Origin of the sequence: Paenibacillus ehimensis NBRC 15659 (assembly GCF_004000785.1) — a bacterium.
Taxonomy (GTDB): Bacteria; Bacillota; Bacilli; order Paenibacillales; family NBRC-103111; genus Paenibacillus_G; species Paenibacillus_G ehimensis.
Genome location: NZ_BILX01000211.1, coordinates 1 through 572, shown reverse-complemented (window position 1 = coordinate 572; position 572 = coordinate 1). Strand labels below are relative to the sequence as shown.

The following is a 572-nucleotide window of genomic DNA, read 5'->3' as shown; positions in this document are numbered from 1 at the left end:
GCCATAGCTTCGGTGGTGTGTTTAGCCCCGTTACATTTTCGGCGCAGAGTCACTCGACCAGTGAGCTATTACGCACTCTTTGAATGGTGGCTGCTTCTAAGCCAACATCCTGGTTGTCTGTGCAACTCCACATCCTTTCCCACTTAACACACACTTGGGGACCTTAGCTGATGATCTGGGCTGTTTCCCTCTTGACAATGGATCTTAGCACTCACTGTCTGACTCCCGGGATAACGTCTGTGGCATTCAGAGTTTGACTGGACTTGGTAACCCTTGGCGGGCCCCGCACCCAATCAGTGCTTTACCTCCACGACGCATCTCCCGAGGCTAGCCCTAAAGCTATTTCGGGGAGAACCAGCTATCTCCGAGTTCGATTGGAATTTCTCCGCTACCCCCACCTCATCCCCGAATTTTTCAACATTCGTGGGTTCGGGCCTCCAGTGCGTGTTACCGCACCTTCACCCTGGGCAGGGGTAGATCACACGGTTTCGGGTCTACGTCCACGTACTTAGGCGCCCTATTCAGACTCGCTTTCGCTGCGGCTACGGCTTCTCACCTTAACCTCGCACGGG

At 54.4% G+C, this 572-nt stretch carries 1 rRNA gene; it reads right to left on the bottom strand.

What is annotated here, in order from left to right:
• Positions 1-572, bottom strand: a 23S ribosomal RNA gene (locus tag PEH01S_RS34375); the annotation flags it as partial.